16 protein-coding genes are annotated in these 19,692 nt (G+C 58.7%); 1 reads left to right on the forward strand and 15 read right to left on the reverse strand.

Going from position 1 to position 19,692, the window contains the following annotated elements; all coding sequences use genetic code 11:
• The first annotated feature begins 58 nt into the window (after nucleotides 1-58).
• Nucleotides 59-955 (forward strand): LysR family transcriptional regulator, encoded by an 897-nt coding sequence (locus BMY54_RS20790; RefSeq protein ID WP_093436561.1) that lies wholly within the window; start codon nucleotides 59-61, stop codon nucleotides 953-955.
• Nucleotides 956-1,098: 143 nt separating this feature from the next.
• Here BMY54_RS20790 and ispD read toward each other — a convergent pair whose 3' ends face one another.
• The 15 genes from ispD to bamA all read right to left on the reverse strand — a co-directional run bounded on the left by ispD (nucleotide 1,099) and on the right by bamA (nucleotide 19,691).
• Nucleotides 1,099-1,806: a 2-C-methyl-D-erythritol 4-phosphate cytidylyltransferase gene (gene ispD / locus BMY54_RS20795; protein WP_093436564.1), complete on the reverse strand. Its 708-nt coding sequence runs from the start codon at nucleotides 1,804-1,806 to the stop codon at nucleotides 1,099-1,101.
• Entirely contained in the window at nucleotides 1,803-2,081 is a 279-nt protein-coding gene (gene ftsB / locus BMY54_RS20800; protein WP_007908838.1) for a cell division protein FtsB, read from the reverse strand. Before ftsB ends, ispD begins: the two co-directional genes overlap by 4 nt.
• Nucleotides 2,082-2,252: 171 nt before the next feature.
• Nucleotides 2,253-3,542 carry a phosphopyruvate hydratase gene (gene eno, locus BMY54_RS20805; protein WP_093436567.1) on the reverse strand — a complete coding sequence of 430 codons (1,290 nt, stop codon included), beginning with the start codon at nucleotides 3,540-3,542 and terminating at the stop codon, nucleotides 2,253-2,255.
• Between the two features lie 157 nt (nucleotides 3,543-3,699).
• Nucleotides 3,700-4,545 carry a 3-deoxy-8-phosphooctulonate synthase gene (gene kdsA, locus BMY54_RS20810; RefSeq protein WP_016985082.1) on the reverse strand — a complete coding sequence of 282 codons (846 nt, stop codon included), beginning with the start codon at nucleotides 4,543-4,545 and terminating at the stop codon, nucleotides 3,700-3,702.
• A 5-nt stretch (nucleotides 4,546-4,550) separates the two neighbouring features.
• Nucleotides 4,551-6,182 carry a CTP synthase gene (locus BMY54_RS20815; protein ID WP_093436570.1) on the reverse strand — a complete coding sequence of 544 codons (1,632 nt, stop codon included), beginning with the start codon at nucleotides 6,180-6,182 and terminating at the stop codon, nucleotides 4,551-4,553.
• A gap of 274 nt (nucleotides 6,183-6,456) precedes the next feature.
• Nucleotides 6,457-7,785, reverse strand: coding sequence for a tRNA lysidine(34) synthetase TilS (tilS, locus tag BMY54_RS20820; protein WP_093437036.1), 1,329 nt, complete (start codon nucleotides 7,783-7,785; stop codon nucleotides 6,457-6,459).
• Between the two features lie 146 nt (nucleotides 7,786-7,931).
• On the reverse strand, nucleotides 7,932-8,879 hold the full coding sequence (locus tag BMY54_RS20825; protein ID WP_038357918.1) for an acetyl-CoA carboxylase carboxyltransferase subunit alpha: 948 nt from the start codon (nucleotides 8,877-8,879) through the stop codon (nucleotides 7,932-7,934).
• Nucleotides 8,880-9,018: 139 nt separating this feature from the next.
• A complete protein-coding gene (dnaE, locus tag BMY54_RS20830) occupies nucleotides 9,019-12,540 on the reverse strand; it encodes a DNA polymerase III subunit alpha (RefSeq protein ID WP_038357916.1) in 3,522 nt (1,173 codons plus the stop codon).
• A gap of 76 nt (nucleotides 12,541-12,616) precedes the next feature.
• Complete coding sequence (gene rnhB / locus BMY54_RS20835; RefSeq protein WP_093436573.1) at nucleotides 12,617-13,243, reverse strand: ribonuclease HII; 627 nt, start codon at nucleotides 13,241-13,243, stop codon at nucleotides 12,617-12,619.
• An 11-nt stretch (nucleotides 13,244-13,254) separates the two neighbouring features.
• Nucleotides 13,255-14,385 (reverse strand): lipid-A-disaccharide synthase, encoded by a 1,131-nt coding sequence (gene lpxB, locus BMY54_RS20840; RefSeq protein ID WP_093436576.1) that lies wholly within the window; start codon nucleotides 14,383-14,385, stop codon nucleotides 13,255-13,257.
• A 2-nt stretch (nucleotides 14,386-14,387) separates the two neighbouring features.
• The gene (lpxA, locus tag BMY54_RS20845) at nucleotides 14,388-15,164 is read right to left on the reverse strand and encodes an acyl-ACP--UDP-N-acetylglucosamine O-acyltransferase (RefSeq protein ID WP_038357910.1); all 777 of its coding nucleotides are present in this window, start codon (nucleotides 15,162-15,164) and stop codon (nucleotides 14,388-14,390) included.
• A complete protein-coding gene (fabZ, locus tag BMY54_RS20850; protein WP_003222142.1) occupies nucleotides 15,161-15,601 on the reverse strand; it encodes a 3-hydroxyacyl-ACP dehydratase FabZ in 441 nt (146 codons plus the stop codon). Before fabZ ends, lpxA begins: the two co-directional genes overlap by 4 nt.
• A 106-nt stretch (nucleotides 15,602-15,707) precedes the next feature.
• Nucleotides 15,708-16,763, reverse strand: coding sequence for a UDP-3-O-(3-hydroxymyristoyl)glucosamine N-acyltransferase (lpxD, locus tag BMY54_RS20855; RefSeq protein ID WP_093436579.1), 1,056 nt, complete (start codon nucleotides 16,761-16,763; stop codon nucleotides 15,708-15,710).
• Between the two features lie 3 nt (nucleotides 16,764-16,766).
• Nucleotides 16,767-17,270, reverse strand: a complete 504-nt coding sequence (locus tag BMY54_RS20860; protein WP_007908849.1) for an OmpH/Skp family outer membrane protein — start codon at nucleotides 17,268-17,270, stop codon at nucleotides 16,767-16,769.
• A 45-nt stretch (nucleotides 17,271-17,315) separates the two neighbouring features.
• Nucleotides 17,316-19,691, reverse strand: a complete 2,376-nt coding sequence (bamA, locus tag BMY54_RS20865) for an outer membrane protein assembly factor BamA (RefSeq protein WP_093436583.1) — start codon at nucleotides 19,689-19,691, stop codon at nucleotides 17,316-17,318.
• Nucleotide 19,692: the final 1 nt, after the last annotated feature.

Genomic DNA, 19,692 nt, shown 5'->3' on the forward strand with positions numbered 1-19,692 from the left:
CAACTGATGAATAATCCGGACAAAAGCAAAACATTATTGCCATACAGGGATAATCCCGATGTCCGAAAGCCGCTGGGAAGGCATTGACGAGTTTGTTGCCGTTGCCGAATGCAGCCAGTTCACCGCCGCCGCCGAACGCCTTGGGGTTTCGTCCTCGCACATCAGTCGACAAATCGTACGGCTGGAAGAAAGACTTCAGACGCGCCTGCTCTATCGCAGCACACGCCGGGTGACGCTGACCGAGGCTGGGCAGACCTTCCTGCAACATTGCCAACGCTTGCAGGATGGCCGCGAAGAAGCCTTGCGTGCCGTCGGCGATCTGACCAGCGAACCGAAAGGCATGCTGCGCATGACCTGCGCGGTGGCTTACGGCGAGCGTTTTATCGTGCCGCTGGTGACGCGGTTTATGGGCCTTTATCCGCAGTTGCGCATCGATATCGAATTGAGCAATCGCCAGCTTGATCTGGTGCATGAAGGCCTGGATCTGGCGATTCGCCTGGGTCGTTTGCAGGACTCGCGATTGGTCGCGACACGCCTGGCGCCACGCCGAATGTATCTGTGCGCGTCACCGTCCTACGTCGAGCGGTACGGTCGCCCGCATAGCCTGTCGGAATTGAGTCGGCACAATTGCCTGATTGGCAGCTCGGACATCTGGCAGCTTGAGCAAAACGGGCGGGAGTTTTCCCAGCGGGTGCAGGGCAACTGGCGCTGCAACAGCGGGCAAGCGGTGCTGGATGCGGCGTTACAGGGGGTGGGGTTGTGTCAGTTGCCGGATTATTACGTGCTGGAGCATTTGCACAGCGGCGCGCTAATTTCGTTGCTGGAGGCGCATCAGCCACCAAATACGGCGGTGTGGGCGCTGTACCCGCAACAGCGGCACTTGTCGCCGAAGGTGCGCAAGTTGGTGGAGTTTCTCAAGGAAGGATTGGCTGAGCGGCCGGAGTATCGAAGCTGAGTGATGGGTTGCTCATGCGTCCGCCTTCGCGAGCAAGCTCGCTCCCACAGTGGACCTGCAGTGACTGCAAATCTGGTGTCAGGCGCAAATCAAATGTGGGAGCGAGCTTGCTCGCGAAGGCTGCGGAATAGGCGCCACAGCAATCAGCGGCGGTTAGCCCAACGCTGACGCAACCACTCCAGATCTTCCGGCCGGGTCACCTTGAGGTTATCCGCCCGCCCTTCAATCAGTCGCGGCGCCAGGCCAGCCCACTCCATCGCCGAAGCTTCATCGGTAACCAGCGCATCCGCGACCAGACTGTCGGCCAACGCCCGATGCAACGCACCGAGGCGGAACATCTGCGGGGTGTACGCCTGCCAGATCACGCTGCGATCCACGGTTTCAACCACGCGCCCGTGCTTGTCGACCCGCTTCAACGTGTCGCGCGCAGGCACCGCGAGCAAACCACCGACCGGATCATCCGCCAGTTCATCGAGTAACTGGTCGAGATCTTCGCGACTCAGATTCGGCCGTGCCGCATCGTGCACCAGCACCCAATCTTCATCGTCGGCACCTTGCGCGTGCAGGTGCAGCAAAGCATTGAGCACCGAGCCGGAACGCTCCGCGCCGCCTTCAACGCGCTGAATGCGCGAGTCGCCCGCGCACGCCAGGTTCGGCCAGTAAGGATCATCAACCGCAAGACTGACCACCAGCCCCTTGAGGCTTGGATGGTCGAGGAAACAGCCGAGGCTGTGTTCGAGAATTGTGCGCCCGCCCAGTTGCAGGTATTGCTTGGGACGGTCCGCGGCCATTCGGGCACCAATGCCCGCAGCAGGAATCACGGCCCAGAAGGCCGGCAGGGAATTGATCATTGGGCCAACTGGTAAAGGGTTTCGCCGTCCTTGACCATGCCCAGTTCGTGACGAGCCCGCTCTTCAACGGTCTCCATGCCCTTTTTCAACTCGCTGACTTCAGCGTCCATCACGCGATTGCGCTCCAGCAAACCTTCGTTCTCGGCGTGTTGATCAGCTATCTGCTGATTCAGCTCGGCGACTTGCGCCAGACTGCCATTGCCCACCCACAGGCGGTACTGCAAACCGGCCAGTAGCAAGAGCAAAACGAGAAACAACCAGTAAGGACTGCGCATCGAATATCAGGTATCCAGTGAAAAAAGACAGCCACGCCAAAACTTTGAAGCATCTGATAGCACGAAGCCTGGAAGACCCAGGCTTGTGCTGTTAAGGCATCAGATTAGTGGCAAATCCATCGCTGTCACGACTTTTTCGACACAATCCGGTGTCCTTCCATCGATTTGTACTTAGCCGCGGAACTCGCTGCGACCGTTGTACTTGGCCTTGCCATTCAACTGCTCTTCGATACGCAGCAGTTGGTTGTACTTGGAAACGCGGTCGGAACGGCACAGGGAACCGGTCTTGATCTGGCCAGCCGAGGTGCCCACAGCCAGGTCGGCAATGGTCGAATCTTCGGTTTCGCCCGAACGGTGCGAGATCACTGCGGTGTAACCGGCAGCCTTGGCCATCTGGATGGCTTCCAGGGTTTCGGTCAGGGTGCCGATCTGGTTGAACTTGATCAGGATCGAGTTGGCGATCTTTTTATCGATGCCTTCTTTCAGGATCTTGGTGTTGGTTACGAACAAGTCGTCGCCCACCAGTTGAGTCTTCTCGCCGATCTTGTCGGTGAGGATCTTCCAGCCAGCCCAGTCGGACTCGTCCAGACCGTCTTCGATCGAGATGATCGGATAACGTTCGGTCAGGCCTTTGAGGTAATCGGCGAAACCTTCAGCGGTGAACACCTGGCCTTCGCCGGACAGGTTGTACTTGCCGTCTTCGTAGAATTCGCTGGCCGCGCAGTCCAGGGCCAGGGTCACGTCGGTGCCCAGCTTGTAACCGGCGTTGGCCACTGCTTCGGAGATCACTTTCAGCGCGTCTTCGTTGGAGGCCAAGTTCGGTGCGAAACCGCCTTCGTCGCCAACGGCAGTGCTCAGGCCACGGGCCTTCAGCACAGCTTTGAGGTGATGGAAAATCTCGGTGCCCATGCGCAGACCTTCCGAGAAAGACTTGGCGCCAACCGGCTGTACCATGAATTCCTGGATGTCGACGTTGTTATCAGCGTGCTCGCCACCGTTGATGATGTTCATCATCGGCACCGGCATCGAGTAGACACCCGGAGTACCGTTGAGGTTAGCGATGTGTGCGTACAGCGGCAGGTCCTGGTCCTGCGCAGCAGCCTTGGCCGCAGCCAGGGACACGGCGAGGATGGCGTTGGCGCCCAGGGTTGCCTTGTTTTCGGTACCGTCGAGCTTGATCATCGCGTGATCCAGGGCTTTCTGGTCGCTTGGGTCGGTGCCCAGCAGCAGATCGCGGATCGGACCGTTGATGTTGGCTACCGCTTTGAGCACGCCCTTGCCCAGGTAACGGCTCTTGTCGCCATCACGCAGCTCGAGTGCTTCACGCGAGCCAGTGGATGCACCGGACGGCGCGCAAGCGCTGCCGATGATGCCGTTGTCGAGAAGCACGTCCGCTTCCACGGTGGGATTGCCACGGGAGTCGAGAACTTCACGACCTTTGATGTCGACGATTTTTGCCATTGTTGTAAACACTCCAAAGTTGACGAAAACGACGCAGCTAGAGGAAATCTTTTTACCGTCGGCAAGGGGTGTGCAGCGGGCAGGCTTGCAGACGATAACGCTCATGCCCGAGGGCATGAGCGACAAATCGTGCGGTACTTTACCGGAGAATTGAGGTTTACGCGGTTTCTACCGTCGGAAAACTCTTCACCAGTTCGTCCAAAGCCTTGAGCTGGGCCAGAAATGGCTCCAGTTTGTCCAGACGCAAGGCGCAAGGGCCATCGCATTTGGCGTTGTCCGGATCCGGATGCGCTTCGAGGAACAGACCTGCCAACGACTGGCTCATGCCCGCCTTGGCCAGATCCAGAACCTGGGCACGGCGACCGCCGGCGGAGTCGGCACGACCACCCGGCATTTGCAGCGCATGGGTCACGTCGAAGAATACCGGGTACTCGAACTGCTTCATGATGCCGAAGCCGAGCATGTCGACCACGAGATTGTTGTAGCCGAAGCTCGAACCACGCTCGCAGAGGATCAATTGATCGTTACCCGCTTCCACGCACTTGTTCAGGATGTGTTTCATTTCCTGAGGCGCGAGGAACTGGGCTTTCTTGATGTTGATCACTGCATTGGTCTTGGCCATCGCGACGACCAGATCGGTCTGGCGCGACAGGAAGGCCGGCAGTTGAATGATGTCGCAGACCTCAGCGACGACCGCGGCCTGATCAGGCTCGTGGACGTCGGTGATGATCGGCACGCCAAAGGCTTGTTTGATGTCCTGGAAGATGCGCATGCCCTCTTCCAGGCCAGGACCGCGATAAGAGGTCACAGAAGAACGGTTAGCCTTGTCGAAACTGGCCTTGAACACGTAAGGGATACCGAGTTTTTCGGTGACCTTTACGTACTCTTCGCAAACCTGCATGGCCATGTCACGGCTTTCCAGCACGTTCATGCCGCCGAACAGCACCATGGGTTTGTCGTTGGCAATTTCGATGTCGCCGACGCGGATGATCTTCTGTGCCATCGGGGTTACGCCTTCTTCTGGTGTTGAGCCAACGCTGCTTTGACAAAACCGCTGAACAGCGGATGGCCATCACGTGGTGTCGAGGTGAACTCAGGGTGGAACTGGCAAGCGACGAACCATGGGTGATCGGCCGCTTCAACCACTTCAACCAGCGCCGCATCAGCGGAGCGACCGGAGATTTTCAGGCCCGCTTCGATCAGCTGTGGCAGCAGGTTGTTGTTCACTTCGTAACGGTGACGGTGACGCTCGACGATCACGTCCTTGCCGTAGCAGTCGTGGACCTTGGAACCGGCTTCAAGCAGGCAGTCCTGAGCGCCAAGGCGCATGGTGCCGCCCAGATCGGACGATTCGGTACGTACTTCAACGGCACCGGTCGCGTCTTCCCACTCGGTGATCAAACCGACCACCGGATGACCGCTGGCGCGATCGAACTCGGTGGAGTTGGCGTCTTTCCAGCCCATCACGTTACGGGCGAACTCGATGACCGCCACTTGCATACCGAGGCAGATACCCAGGTATGGAACCTTGTTTTCGCGAGCGTACTGAACGGCAGTGATCTTGCCTTCCACGCCGCGCAGACCGAAGCCGCCCGGTACGAGGATCGCGTCAACACCTTCGAGCAGCGCAGTGCCCTGGTTTTCGATGTCTTCGGAATCGATGTAACGCAGGTTGACCTTGGTGCGGTTGCTGATGCCGGCGTGACTCATCGCTTCGATCAGCGACTTGTAGGCGTCCAACAACTCCATGTACTTGCCGACCATGGCGATGGTCACTTCGTGTTCCGGGTTCAGCTTGGCGTCAACCACTGCGTCCCACTCGGACAGATCCGCGCTGCCGCATTGCAGACCGAAACGCTCAACGACGAAATCGTCCAGACCCTGCGAGTGCAGGATGCCCGGGATCTTGTAGATAGTGTCGGCGTCTTCCAGCGCGATCACCGCACGTTCTTCAACGTTGGTGAACTGAGCGATCTTGCGACGCGACGAGATGTCGATCGGGTGATCGGAACGGCACACCAGCACGTCTGGCTGCAGGCCGATCGAACGCAGTTCTTTGACCGAGTGCTGGGTTGGCTTGGTTTTGGTCTCGCCAGCGGTGGCGATGTACGGCACCAGTGTCAGGTGCATCAGCATCGCGCGCTTGGCGCCGACTTCGAAACGCAGTTGACGGATGGCTTCGAGGAACGGTTGCGACTCGATGTCACCGACGGTGCCACCGATTTCAACCATCGCCACGTCAGCGTCACCGGCACCCTTGATGATGCGGCGCTTGATTTCGTCGGTGATGTGCGGAATCACCTGGATGGTTGCACCCAGGTAGTCACCACGGCGCTCTTTGCGCAGCACGTGCTCGTAGACACGGCCGGTGGTGAAGTTGTTGTTCTGGGTCATGGTCGTGCGGATGAACCGCTCGTAGTGCCCCAGGTCCAGGTCGGTCTCGGCGCCGTCGTGGGTGACGAACACTTCACCGTGCTGGAACGGGCTCATGGTGCCCGGATCGACGTTGATGTACGGATCCAGCTTCAGCATGGTGACCTTAAGTCCCCGCGCCTCCAGGATGGCTGCCAATGAAGCCGATGCAATGCCTTTCCCCAATGAAGAAACAACACCGCCCGTGACGAATATGTAGCGCGTCATGAAAAACCCTAGAAGTCTGCGTTAAAGCGGTACGAGCCGCCGGGGAAAGCGAAGGAAGGCCGAAGCCCCCGATCACCTGCATTAATCACAGTGCACCTTTCAAAAAAACCGCCGCGTTGGGACAGACCGGCAGGTGAAACACCGGTACGTTGCTCGCTACACATTTTTTGGAATCGCCCAGCAAAGACTGCTTGGTAATCGGCAACTCCTGCAATTCAGGCGAATCCACAGAAGTTGTATCAAGAAGGGAGCGTAGTCTACCGGAATGCTCCTTTCAGCTCAAACCTTGATCTTCGTCTGTTGGCAGCCAATGCAATTTCCAGCCGTCCTGTGCATGACCATCAAGTCCCGGCAGGTTCGCCACCGCGAGCAATTCATCGCCGCGAAACAGCAGCGGCAATCTGCCACGCATGAAGCCCGGGACCGCGCGCTCATTGAGCAGGCGCTTGAGGTCACGGTGGCCGCGATCCGCCAGATGCATGACTTCACCGCCCTGACGATAGGCAATGCGCAAAGGCCCGACGGGAGTCTGCCCGCTGAACGTGACATGTCCGTTATCGGCCAAGCGTAGCGCTGACGCCGGGCTCTGCCACTCGACGCCGATCATCGGCGTGCGTAGCCAGTGACCGCTGAGCCACCACAGACGACCGGCACTGCGGTGCAACTCGCCATCGGCCAGACGCCAGACCGGTGACGCATCAGGAGCGGCATCGCACAGATCCGTCCAACCCGACCAATGGTCGGTGTCAGGCAGGCGCGTCAGCGGCTCAAGCCAGTGACTGAGGGCGTTTCGCTGGCGGGCGGCAGACAACGCCGCCAGCGGCGCCAACTCCAGCGACGGTAATCCCAGCCATTCGAAATCATGAGCGGTAGCGGCTTGCGTCAGATCGATCTGCGCCAATTCATCCAGCAACCCTTGGGCTTCACGCAGATGCGCGGCGCTGCGGGCCATGTTCGCCTGCGCTTGCGGCCAGCGCTCGCTCAGCACCGGCATAACCTGATGGCGCAGGTAATTGCGCGAGAACTGTCGATCCTGATTTGACGGGTCTTCGATCCAGCTTAACGAGTGAGCCTGTGCGTAACGTTCCAGCTCGGCTCGAGTGACATCCAGCAACGGGCGAATCAACATGCCCTGCCCCACTGGCCTTTGCTGCGGCATTCCCGACAATCCGCGCACTCCCGCTCCACGCAGCAGCCGGAACAGCAGTGTTTCCGCCTGATCATCACGGTGCTGACCAGTGATTAACGCCTCATTAGCTTGGGTCAGCGCACTGAACACGGCGTAACGCGCATCCCGCGCCGCCCGCTCCAGACTCGCGCCTGGTTGCACCGTCACATGCTCGATCAGCAACGGCACTCCCAGCGCATCACACACGGACTGGCAATGCTGCGGCCACGCGTCAGCCGCAGCTTGGAGGCCGTGGTGAATATGAATAGCGCTGAGTGGAGGGAGGGATTCGGATTTTGCGAGATAGGCGAGCAGATGCAGCAGAACAGTGGAATCGAGACCACCGGAGAATGCAATACGCCAATGAGTGGCGTTGCGCCAAGGCTCAAGGCTCAGTAATAACCGGGAAGGCAAATCAATCGAGAGCTGACTCATTTTTTCACCTTCACCGAAACCAATGTGGGAGCGAGCTTGCTCGCGAAAGCGGTTCAACATTCAACATTTTCGTTGCCTGTTATAACGCCTTCGCGAGCAAGCTCGCTCCCACAGTGTTTTGCATTGTCAGCTGAATCGGCGTTCGATCAGAGACCGTAGCTCATCAGTCGATCATAACGGCGCTTCAGCAACGCTTCGTTATCGAACTTCTTCAGCATCGCCAGTTGCGAGCTCAGCTCGGCACGGATCGACGCAGCGGCAGCCGCCGGATCACGGTGCGCGCCGCCCAGAGGCTCGCCAATCACCTTGTCGACAATGCCCAGGCCTTTCAGACGCTCGGCGGTGATGCCCATTGCTTCAGCAGCATCCGGCGCTTTTTCGGCGGTTTTCCACAGAATCGAAGCGCAACCTTCCGGCGAGATTACCGCGTAGGTCGAGTACTGCAGCATGTTCAGCTGGTCGCAGACGCCAATGGCCAGTGCACCACCGGAACCACCCTCACCGATAACGGTGGCGATGATCGGGGTCTTCAGGCGCGACATCACGCGCAGGTTCCAGGCGATCGCTTCGCTCTGGTTACGCTCTTCAGCGTCGATACCCGGGTAAGCACCCGGGGTGTCGATGAAGGTCAGGATCGGCATTTTGAAACGCTCGGCCATCTCCATCAGACGGCAAGCCTTGCGGTAGCCTTCCGGACGCGGCATGCCGAAGTTACGGCGCACCTTCTCACGGACTTCACGACCCTTCTGGTGACCGATGATCATCACCGGCTGGTCTTCCAGACGGGCGATACCGCCAACGATGGCCGCGTCGTCAGAGAAGTGACGGTCGCCGTGCAGTTCGTCGAACTCGGTGAAGATGTGCTCGATGTAGTCGAGGGTGTACGGTCGTTTCGGGTGACGCGCCAGACGTGCGATCTGCCAGCTGGTCAGCTTGCCGAAGATGTCTTCGGTCAGCGTTTTGCTCTTGTCCTGCAGGCGGGAGATCTCATCGCCGATATTCAGCGAATTGTCATTACCGACCAAGCGCAACTCTTCGATCTTGGCTTGCAGGTCGGCGATCGGCTGTTCGAAATCTAGAAAATTCGGGTTCATAGGCGTCCGTCTTGGGTCGTGTCCCAAATGAGCTTGGGCCGGCCGGTTGTCTATTCGCGCCCTACCTTAAGGGAGAGGCGCGCTGAGGTCGAGATTAAAAATTCAGGTTGCGGGCAAGCGCCATGATGGCACTTGCCGGTCAACGGTATTGGAGGAAGACGTTGTCTCGCCCGAACTGGTCACGCAGGGCTTGAATCAACGCATCCGCCGGATCGATCCGCCAAGTCTCGCCGAACTGCAGCAAGGTCTTCGCATCCGGGCTGGTGTACTCCATGGTGATCGGGCACGCGCCGCGATGACGCTTGAGCAAATCCCCCAACCAGCGTAGCTGATCGCCTTTCAGATCCTGGGTTTGCAGCTTCAGGCGCAGGCTTTCGGCGAGATTGGTGCGCGCGTCTTCCATGCTCATCACCCGCTTGACGCGCAGGCGCAGGCCACCGGAGAAGTCATCGTTGCTGACTTCGCCTTCGACCACCACCATCGCGTCGGTCTGCAACAACGACTGCGCAGAGTGGAACGCATCGGCAAACAGCGACGCCTCAATCCGCCCCGAACGGTCGTCGAGGGTGATGAAACCCATCTTGTCGCCCTTCTTGTTCTTCATCACCCGCAGGGCAATGATCATCCCCGCCACGGTTTGCGTATCGCGCGCCGGCTTCAGGTCGATGATGCGCTGACGGGCGAAACGGCGAATCTCGCCTTCGTATTCGTCGATCGGGTGACCGGTCAGGTACAGGCCCAAGGTGTCTTTCTCACCTTTGAGGCGCTCCTTAAGCGTCAGCTCCTTGGCCTTGCGGTGCGACGCATACACGTCGGCGTCTTCCTCGACAAACAGCCCGCCAAACAGGTCGGCGTGACCAGAGTCGTGGGTACGCGCGGTCTGCTCGGCCGCCTTGATCGCCTCTTCCATCGCTGCCAGCAGCACGGCGCGGTTGCGGTCGATGTTGGCCTGATAAGCCTTCTGTTCGTCATGGAAGTACGGCCCCAGACGATCCAGCGCACCGCTGCGGATCAAGCCGTCGAGGGTACGTTTGTTGATGCGCTTGAGGTCGACCCGCGCGCAGAAGTCGAACAGATCCTTGAACGGACCTTCCTGACGCGCCTCGGTGATCGCCTCAACCGGGCCTTCACCAACACCTTTGATCGCGCCCAGGCCGTAGACGATGCGGCCGTCGTCGTTCACCGTGAACTTGAACTCCGAAGTGTTCACGTCCGGCGCATCGAGGCGCAGTTTCATCGTGCGCACTTCCTCGATCAAGGTCACGACCTTGTCGGTGTTGTGCATATCCGCCGACAGTACCGCAGCCATGAACGGCGCCGGGTAGTGGGCTTTCAGCCAGGCTGTCTGGTACGAGACCAGGCCGTAGGCGGCGGAGTGGGATTTGTTGAAGCCGTAACCGGCGAATTTTTCTACCAGGTCGAAAATGTTACCGGCAAGGTCGGCGTCGATGTTGTTGGTCGCGCAACCTTCAATGAAACCGCCGCGCTGCTTGGCCATTTCCTCGGGTTTTTTCTTACCCATCGCCCGACGGAGCATGTCCGCACCGCCGAGGGTGTAACCGGCCATGACCTGAGCAATCTGCATCACCTGTTCCTGATACAGAATGATGCCGTAAGTCGGTGCCAGAACCGGCTTCAAACCCTCGTACTGGTAATCCGAGTGCGGATACGCCAGTTCGGCGCGGCCGTGCTTACGGTTGATGAAGTCGTCCACCATGCCGGACTGCAGCGGGCCCGGACGGAACAGGGCCACCAGTGCGATCAGATCTTCCAGGCAGTCGGGCTTGAGCTTTTTGATCAGCTCTTTCATGCCGCGCGATTCAAGCTGGAACACCGCGGTGGTTTCAGCTTTCTGCAACAACGAGTAGGTCGGTTTGTCGTCCAGCGGGATAAACGCGATATCCAGCGGCGGCTCGTTGACCTTGGCACGGTCGCGGTTAATGGTTTTCAGCGCCCAGTCGATGATCGTCAGGGTCCGCAGACCGAGGAAGTCGAACTTCACCAGACCAGCCGCTTCAACGTCGTCCTTGTCGAACTGGGTCACCAGACCGTCACCGGCTTCATCGCAATAGATTGGCGAGAAGTCCGTCAGTTTGGTCGGCGCAATAACCACACCACCGGCGTGTTTACCAACGTTACGCACAACGCCTTCGAGCTTGCGCGCCATTTCCCAGATTTCCGCAGCTTCTTCATCAACCTTGATGAAGTCACGGAGGATTTCTTCCTGCTCGTAGGCTTTTTCCAGGGTCATGCCGACTTCGAACGGAATCATCTTCGACAGACGATCCGCCAGGCCGTAGGACTTGCCCTGCACCCGCGCCACGTCACGCACCACAGCCTTGGCCGCCATGGAACCGAAGGTGATGATCTGGCTTACCGCGTTGCGACCGTATTTTTCGGCCACATAATCGATAACGCGGTCGCGACCGTCCATGCAGAAGTCGACGTCGAAGTCGGGCATGGAGACCCGTTCCGGGTTAAGGAATCGTTCGAACAGCAGGTCGTATTCCAGCGGATCGAGGTCGGTGATCTTCTGTACATAAGCCACCAACGAACCGGCACCCGACCCACGGCCCGGACCTACCGGCACGCCGTTGTTCTTGGCCCACTGGATAAAGTCCATCACGATCAGGAAGTAACCGGGGAAACCCATCTGGATAATGATATCCAGCTCGAAATTCAGCCGGTCGACGTAGACCTGACGCTTGGCTTCGTAGTCTTCGGTGGTGTCCTTGGGCAGCAGCACCGACAAGCGTTCTTCCAGACCGTCGAAGGAGACTTTGCGGAAATACTCGTCGATGGTCATGCCATCGGGAATCGGGAAGTTGGGCAAAAAGTGAGTGCCCAGCTTCACTTCGATATTGCAGCGCTTGGCGATTTCGACGGTGTTTTCGATGGCGTCGGGAATATCGCTGAACAGCTCGATCATTTCCTCGGCGCTTTTCAGGTATTGCTGATCGCTATAATTCTTCGAGCGCCGCGGATCGTCGAGGGCACGGCCCTCACCGATGCACACGCGGGTTTCGTGGGCGGCGAAGTCTTCCTGCTTGATGAAACGCACATCGTTGGTCGCCACCAGCGGCGCGCCGAGCTTGTCGGCGAGTGCAACGGCACCGTGCAGCTGTTCTTCATCGTTAGGGCGATTGGTGCGCTGGATTTCCAGATAGAAACGATCCGGGAATACCGCCATCCATTCGCGCGCCAAGGCTTCAGCTTCAGCCGGGTTGCCGCCGATCATGGCCATGCCGATCTCGCCTTCTTTGGCGGCGGACAGCATGATCAGGCCTTCGTTGGCTTCAGCAACCCACTCGCGCTCGACGATGATCATTCCGTTGCGCTGGCCTTCGATGAAGCCGCGCGAGATCAACTCGGTGAGGTTGCGATAGCCCTTGGCGTTCATCACCAACAGGCTGAGCCGGCTCAGCGGTGCGTCCGGGTCCTTGTTCGACAGCCACAGGTCGGCGCCGCAGATCGGCTTGATGCCCGCGCCCATGGTGTTTTTGTAGAATTTGACCAGGGAACACATGTTGTTCTGGTCGGTGACCGCGACCGCCGGCATGTTCATGGCCGTCAGTGCCTTGACCAGCGGCTTGATCCGCACCAGCCCGTCGACCAGGGAGTATTCAGTGTGCAGGCGTAGATGAACGAATGAAGCCGGCATAGTGATCCTGTCCAGTTACATAGAGACAACAAGGCCCGGATTGTACCGGGCCTCGAACAAAACATCAGCCTTGCGACTAAACCTGCGTCAGACCTTCCAGCGCTTCGTAAGCCAGACGCACCGGGGCGAACGAGCGCCGGTGAATCGGCGTCGGGCCAAGACGCGACAAGGCTTCCAGATGAACGGGCGTCGGGTAGCCTTTATGGCCGCCGATGCCGTAACCCGGATAGATCAATTCGAATGCCGCCATTTCGCGGTCGCGACTGACTTTGGCCAGAATCGACGCGGCAGCGATGGCTGGAACCTTGCCGTCGCCCTGCACCACCGCTTCGGCACGCATCGGCAGTTGCGGGCAGCGGTTGCCGTCGATCATCGCCAGTTTCGGCTGAATGTGCAGGCCGGCCACCGCGCGCTGCATGGCCAGCATGGTCGCGTGCAAGATGTTCAGCTCGTCGATTTCTTCCACTTCGGCGCGCGCAATACACCAGCTCAAGGACTTTTCGATGATTTCGTCGTAAAGCTTTTCGCGCTTGGCCTCAGTGAGTTTCTTCGAGTCGTTGAGACCGAGGATCGGCCGGTTCGGATCGAGGATCACCGCCGCCGTCACCACCGCACCGCACAACGGGCCACGACCGACTTCATCAACGCCGGCAACCAACTCTTCTACTTCGGCGACCAGAGTGAAATCCAGGCCCATCTGCATGCTTGTCTTGCTCATCGCGTTTGACCGATCAGGTTAAGGACGGCGTCCGCCGCCTGATTGGAGGCATCCAGCCGCAACGTGCGGTGGATCTCGTCGAAACCACGGGTCTGTTCTTCGCCACCTTCGATCAGTGGCGACAGGGTCTGTGCCAACGCGTCGACTGTCGCATCATCCTGCAACAATTCCGGGACCAGCAGGCGCTGGGCCAGCAGGTTCGGCAAGGACACGTACGGGCTCTTGACCATGCGTTTGAGGATCCAGAACGTCAACGGCGCCAAGCGGTACGCCACCACCATCGGCCGCTTGTACAACAGCGCTTCGAGGGTCGCGGTGCCGGAGGCAATCAACACGGCATTGCACGCTGCCAGGGCCAGATGGGATTTGCCGTCGAGCAAGGTCACCGGCAGATCACGCCCGGCGAGCAGCTCTTCAAGTTGCGCGCGGCGTTCAGGGTTGGCGCACGGGATGACAAAGCGCAAACCCGGGCGCATCGCACGCAGACGTTCGGCGGTGTCGAGGAACAGCGCGCCCAGACGGGAGACTTCGCCGCCGCGACTGCCGGGCATCAACGCCACCAGCGGGCCGTCGGGCAGGCCCAGCTCGGCACGCGCCGCAGCGCGATCAGCTTCCAGCGGAATGGTATCGGCCAGCGTGTGGCCGACGAACCGCACCGGCACGCCCTTTTCTTCGTAAAATTTTGCTTCGAACGGCAGCAGCGTCAGCATCAGGTCGCAGCCTTCGCGAATCTTCAGCACACGCTTCTGCCGCCACGCCCACACCGACGGGCTGACGTAATGCACGGTCTTGATCCCGGCCTGACGCAGCTTGAGTTCGATATTGAGGTTGAAGTCCGGCGCGTCGATGCCGATGAACACATCCGGCTTCTCGGCGATCAGCGTCGCGATCAGGTCTTTGCGGCGCTTGAGCAATTCGCGCAAACGACCGAGGACTTCCACCAGGCCCATGACCGACAAGCGCTCCATGGGAAAGTAGGAAGTCAGGCCTTCAGCCTGCATCAACGGGCCACCGACGCCGATGAAATCGACCGCCGGATGCTGAGCCTTGAGCGCGCGCATGAGGCCGGCACCGAGAATGTCACCGGAAGCTTCACCCGCCACCAGCGCAATACGCAGATTGGCCATGATCAGCGCGTGATGCCGCGAGTCGACGACTGGATGGAGTCGCGGAATATCGCAACTTCCGGGTATTGCGCAGCAGGTTCAGCCAGTTCGGCCAGCGCCTGCTCAACCGTCAGACCTTGGCGATAGACGGTTTTGTAAGCGCGACGCAGGGTATGAATCGCGTCTTCGCTGAAACCGCGACGGCGCATGCCTTCGAAGTTCATGCTGCGCGCTTCGGCAGGGTTGCCGAACACGGTGACGAACGCAGGAACGTCCTTGCCGATCGCAGTGCCCATACCGGAAAAGCTGTGAGCGCCGATGTGGCAATACTGGTGAACCAAGGTGAATCCGGAAAGGATCGCCCAGTCATCCACGTGCACATGCCCGGCCAACGCGGTGTTGTTGACCAGAATGCAGTGATTGCCGATGACGCTGTCATGCCCGATGTGGGCATAAGCCATGATCAGGTTGTGATCGCCCAGCGTGGTTTCCGAACGGTCTTGCACGGTGCCACGGTGAATGGTCACGCCTTCACGGATGACGTTGTGGTCACCGATCACCAAGCGGGTTTCTTCACCCTTGTACTTCAGATCAGGCGTGTCTTCGCCTACCGAGGAAAACTGGTAGATGCGATTGTGCTTGCCGATGCGGGTCGGGCCTTTGAGGATTACATGCGGCCCGATCACGGTACCCTCGCCGATTTCCACACCTGCGCCGATGATCGACCACGGGCCGACCTCGACGCCATCAGCCAGAACGGCCGACGGATCGATGATTGCGCGAGGGTCAATCAAACTCATAGCTTGCGTTCCGCACAGATGATTTCAGCCGAGCAGACCGGCTTGCCATCGACCGAAGCCTGGCATTCGAACTTCCAGATCTGACGCTTGCAGCTGATGAACTTGGCTTCGAGGATCAACTGGTCGCCCGGCAATACTGGCTGGCGGAAGCGCAGCTTGTCGGAACCGACGAAGTAATACAGCGTGCCGTCGGCAGGCTTCACATCAAGCATTTTGAAACCGAGGATCCCGGCAGCCTGAGCCATCGCTTCGATGATCAGCACGCCCGGCATGATCGGGTGCGCCGGGAAGTGACCATTGAAGAACGGCTCATTGATGCTGACATTCTTGTAGGCGCGAATGCGCTTGCCTTCAGTGTCCAGTTCCACCACCCGATCCACCAGCAGGAACGGGTAACGGTGAGGCAGGTATTCGCGAATCTCGTTGATGTCCATCATTTCGGGGGGAAGCCTATGTAAAGATTGGGAGCGCGACTGACGCGCACTCCTCTAGCAAATCAAGGAGGCAGTCTAGAGGCTGTGCACACTTGATATGGAAATGGTATCAGCCATCTGATGAAGCATTGCCGTCAGGGGTCACTTCCCCTACGCGCTTTTCCAGCTGTTTCAAACGTCGCGCGATGTCATCGAGCTGACGGATGCGGGCCGCGCTTTTGCGCCATTCGGCCGCCGGTTGCATGGCTGTGCCGGAAGAATAGGCACCCGGCTCGGTAATCGAGTGAGTCACCATGGTCATCCCGGTCAGGAAAACGTTGTCGCAAATATCAATATGGCCCACCAGGCCAACACCGCCGGCCAGCATGCAATGCTTGCCGATTTTGGTGCTGCCGGAGATCCCGACGCAGGCCGCCATGGCAGTGTGATCACCGACCTGAACGTTGTGGGCGATCTGGATCTGGTTGTCGAGCTTCACGCCATTGCCAATGACGGTATCGGCCAGCGCGCCGCGGTCGATGGCGGTATTCACGCCAATCTCGACATCGTCGCCGATGGTCACGCCACCGATCTGGGCGATCTTCTGCCAGATACCTTTTTCGTTGGCGAAGCCGAAGCCTTCACCACCAAGCACGGCACCGGACTGGATCACCACACGCTTGCCGATACGCACATCGTGATACAGCGTCACGCGTGGGGCGAGCCAGCCGCCTTCACCGATTTCGCTGCGGGCACCAACAACGCAATGTGCGCCCAGTGTCACCTGCGCGCCAATTCGCGCACCGGCTTCGATCACCACAAAGGGGCCGATGCTGGCGCTTGGATCAACCACCGCGTCCGGCGCAATCACCGCTGACGGATGGATACCCGCAGCGGCTTTTGGCTTCGGATCGAACAGGTGGGAGATGCGCGCGTACGCCAGGTAAGGATCAGGCACCACCAACGCATTACCGGCAAAACCTTCGGCGTCGGCCTCTTTGAGCAACAGTGCTGCCGCCTGCGAGCCCGTCAGGTATTTGCGATATTGAGGATTTGCCAGAAAGCTCAACTGAGCTGGGCCAGCCTCTTGCAAAGTGGCTAGCCCAGTAATTTGCTTCTCAGGGTCGCCACGCAGGGTGGCGCCGAGGAACTCGGCCAACTGGCCGAGCTTGATAGTCACGGTCATGGGTTACTTCAGCTGATTCATGCGCTCGATTACCTGGCGCGTGATGTCGTACTGAGGCTTGACATCGATCACTGCGCCACGCTCGAACACCAGGTCAAAACCACCTTTCTTGATGACTTCTTCCACTGCGCTATCCAGTTTCGGCTTCAGTTGCTTGAGCATTTCGCGGTCGGCAACGGCTTTGGCTTCGTTCAGTTCCTTGGACTGGAACTGGAAGTCACGGGCCTTTTGCTTGAATTCCAGCTCCAGACGCTCGCGCTCACCTTGCTGCATTTTGTCGCCACCGGCCATCAGACGGTCCTGAATGCCCTTGGCGCTGCTTTCCAGCGTCTTCAGCTTGGTCAGTTGCGGACCGAACTTCTTCTCGGCATCAACGGCGTATTTCTTCGCCGCGTCGGATTCCAGCAAGGCCATCTGATAGTTCAGAACGGCAATTTTCATGTCGGCAAATGCCGGGCCTGCCACCATCAAGGAGGCCAGGAGAACCAATTGAGTCAACTTACGCACGATGCACTCCTACAAAATCCATTGTCGTTATCTTGGGTCAGACGCTTAGAACGTCTGGCCGAGGGAGAATTGGAACACTTGAGTATCAGCGTCATCCGGCTTCTTGACCGGCATGGCCAGCGCGAAGCTCAGAGGACCCAGTGCGGTGACCCAGGTCACGCCAACACCCACGGAACTGGCCATGTTGCTCAGGCTGATGTCGTTACACTTGGTGTTCGACGTCGAGCCATTCGCATTGGTAGTGTCCTTGCACTGCGAGTCAAATACGTTACCCACATCCCAGAATACCGAAGTGCGCAGGGAACGCTGGTCTTTTACGAATGGCAGCGGGAACAGAACCTCGACACCACCCTGGATCAGGACGTTACCACCGAACGGCAGTGGATCCTGGTCCGGGTCAGCCAGCGTGCCCGGGTTGGTACCACGGCTCGGCGTACTGCGCGGGCCGAGGGTACTGTCCTTGAAGCCACGAACCGAGTTGAAACCACCAGCATAGTAGTTTTCATAGAACGGCAAGCCGTCGGTCGAACCGTAACCGTCGCCATAACCCAATTCGGTGTGCAGACGCAGGGTGTAGTTCTCGCTGATCGGCTGGAACAGCTGACCGCGGTAATCAAGTTTGTAGAACGACAGGTCACTGCCAGGAATGGTGGATTCCAGAGTCAGGCTCTGGGAACGGCCACGGGTCGGCAACACGCCTTTGTTCAGGGTCGATTCGGACCAGCCGGCCGACGCCTTGAAGTTCAGGTACTTGTCGCCTTCCTTGTTAACGAAGTCGAAAATTTCGTCAACGGTATAGGTACCGGTCTTGATCGTGTCTTGTTGAGCGGACAGGCCGAAGGTCAGACGCGAAGTTTCGCTGATCGGGTAACCAACGTTCACGCCGGCACCCAGGCTGTCTACCGCATAGCTTGCTACGTCGACGTCGAGGTCTTTGTAGTCAGTGGTGCGATAGAACGCGTTGTAACCCAGGCTGACGCCATCGGCGGTCCAGTACGGGTCAACGTAGCCGAAGTTGTAGCGGCTCTGGTATTCGCTTCGGGTCAGGCCAACGCTGACGCGGTTACCGGTACCGAGGAAGTTGTTCTGGGTGATCGAACCACCCAGGATGAGACCGGCACTCTGGGCGAAACCGACGCTGGCGGTAATCGAACCGGAAGCCTGTTCTTCAACGGCGTAGTTCACGTCAACCTGATCGTCGACACCCGGAACAGCCGGGGTTTCAACGTTGACTTCTTTAAAGAAGCCCAGACGCTCAAGACGGGTTTTAGACTGGTCGATCAGGTAAGTCGAAGCCCAGCCGCCTTCCATCTGACGCATTTCACGACGCAGCACTTCGTCTTCGGACTTGGTGTTGCCACGGAAGTTGATGCGGTTGACGTAGGCACGCTTGCCCGGATCAACAGCGAACAGGATGTCTACAGTGTGATCATCATCGTGTGGCTGAGGTACGCCGTTGACGTTGGCGAAGGTGTAACCCTCGTTACCCAGACGACGGGTGATCAGCTCGGATGTGGTAGTCATCAGCTTGCGCGAGAACACCTGCCCCTTCTGCACCAACAGCAGGGACTTGACCTGATCTTCAGGGACTTTCAGATCACCACTGAGCTTGACGTCACGAACGGTGTACTTCTCGCCCTCAGTGACGTTGACAGTGATGTAGACGTGCTTCTTGTCCGGGGTGATGGACACCTGGGTCGAAGCGATATCCATGTTGATATAGCCACGGTCCAGGTAGTAGGAACGCAGACGCTCCAGGTCACCGGAAAGTTTTTCACGGGCGTACTTGTCATCGTTCTTGAAGAACGACAGCCAGTTGGTGGTTTTCAACTCGAACAGGTCGGTCAGGTCTTCCTCGGGGAAAACCGTGTTGCCTACCACGTTGATGTGCTGAATGGCCGCAACGGTGCCTTCGTTGATCTTCACCTTCAGGCCCACGCGGTTACGCGGCTGCGATACCACTTCGGTATCAACGGTAGCCGAGTAGCGACCTTGCGCGACGTACTGACGTTGCAGTTCGTTACGCACACCCTCAAGGGTGGCACGCTGGAAGATCTCGCCTTCGGCCAGACCGGACTGTTTGAGACCTTTCATCAAGTCTTCAGTGGAGATCGCCTTGTTGCCTTCGATCTCGATACTGGCGACCGACGGGCGTTCAACGACCGTGATTACCAGAACGTTGCCTTCGCGGCCCAGCTGGATATCTTGAAAGAAACCGGTTTTGAACAACGCACGAGTGGATTCCACCAGGCGACGATCATCCGCCTGCTCACCGACGTTCAACGGCAAGGCACCAAAGACGCTACCCGCGGAGACCCGCTGGAGGCCATTGACGCGAATATCAGAGATAGTGAAGGACTCGGCGTGAACTTCGGCGATCATCAATACGGTGAGAACCGCAGTTAGCAGCAGACGTTTCATG

The organism is Pseudomonas sp. ok266 (assembly GCF_900110195.1).
Lineage (GTDB): Bacteria > Pseudomonadota > Gammaproteobacteria > Pseudomonadales > Pseudomonadaceae > Aquipseudomonas > Aquipseudomonas neuropathica.

Bases quoted from the DNA above. Each gene is read 5' to 3' on its own strand.
- BMY54_RS20790 (WP_093436561.1), top strand. From the start codon at position 59: ATGTCCGAAAGCCGCTGGGAAGGCATTGACGAGTTTGTTGCCGTTGCC.
- ispD (WP_093436564.1), bottom strand. From the start codon at position 1,806: ATGATCAATTCCCTGCCGGCCTTCTGGGCCGTGATTCCTGCTGCGGGC.
- ftsB (WP_007908838.1), bottom strand. From the start codon at position 2,081: ATGCGCAGTCCTTACTGGTTGTTTCTCGTTTTGCTCTTGCTACTGGCC.
- eno (WP_093436567.1), bottom strand. From the start codon at position 3,542: ATGGCAAAAATCGTCGACATCAAAGGTCGTGAAGTTCTCGACTCCCGT.
- kdsA (WP_016985082.1), bottom strand. From the start codon at position 4,545: ATGGCACAGAAGATCATCCGCGTCGGCGACATCGAAATTGCCAACGAC.
- BMY54_RS20815 (WP_093436570.1), bottom strand. From the start codon at position 6,182: ATGACGCGCTACATATTCGTCACGGGCGGTGTTGTTTCTTCATTGGGG.
- tilS (WP_093437036.1), bottom strand. From the start codon at position 7,785: ATGAGTCAGCTCTCGATTGATTTGCCTTCCCGGTTATTACTGAGCCTT.
- BMY54_RS20825 (WP_038357918.1), bottom strand. From the start codon at position 8,879: ATGAACCCGAATTTTCTAGATTTCGAACAGCCGATCGCCGACCTGCAA.
- dnaE (WP_038357916.1), bottom strand. From the start codon at position 12,540: ATGCCGGCTTCATTCGTTCATCTACGCCTGCACACTGAATACTCCCTG.
- rnhB (WP_093436573.1), bottom strand. From the start codon at position 13,243: ATGCAGATGGGCCTGGATTTCACTCTGGTCGCCGAAGTAGAAGAGTTG.
- lpxB (WP_093436576.1), bottom strand. From the start codon at position 14,385: ATGGCCAATCTGCGTATTGCGCTGGTGGCGGGTGAAGCTTCCGGTGAC.
- lpxA (WP_038357910.1), bottom strand. From the start codon at position 15,164: ATGAGTTTGATTGACCCTCGCGCAATCATCGATCCGTCGGCCGTTCTG.
- fabZ (WP_003222142.1), bottom strand. From the start codon at position 15,601: ATGATGGACATCAACGAGATTCGCGAATACCTGCCTCACCGTTACCCG.
- lpxD (WP_093436579.1), bottom strand. From the start codon at position 16,763: ATGACCGTGACTATCAAGCTCGGCCAGTTGGCCGAGTTCCTCGGCGCC.
- bamA (WP_093436583.1), bottom strand. From the start codon at position 19,691: ATGAAACGTCTGCTGCTAACTGCGGTTCTCACCGTATTGATGATCGCC.